Genomic DNA, 251 nt, shown 5'->3' with positions numbered 1-251 from the left:
CATAGGTTCCGCAGGTAAGCATCACGGCGTTGATCCGTTTGGTCTGCGCGGGCGACAGCAGCCGGGTGCCTTCAGCGCCGACGCCGTTGGCTGCCAGGAACCGGGTTGCGAGCGCCAGGTCTTCGCAGGTCATCGCCAAGGCACATTGGTTGACGTAGGACTCAAGGACGAGGTCCACCGGGTTCTCCAAATTGCCGCAACTGGCCAGGAAGTGTGCCAGTGAGGCATTGCGGTGGCTGTTGGCCAGTTCG

At 62.5% G+C, this 251-nt stretch carries 1 protein-coding gene; it reads right to left on the bottom strand.

Annotated features, from left to right (window positions below; translation table 11 throughout):
* On the bottom strand, positions 1-251 hold a 251-nt coding region (locus tag SB679_RS25490; protein ID WP_410705146.1), incomplete at both ends, for a glutaminase.

This window comes from Chryseobacterium sp. SIMBA_029 (assembly GCF_046535275.1).
Lineage (GTDB): Bacteria > Bacteroidota > Bacteroidia > Flavobacteriales > Weeksellaceae > Chryseobacterium.
Note: the sequence above shows the minus strand (reverse complement) of the source record. Positions and strands in the feature narration are given on the sequence as shown.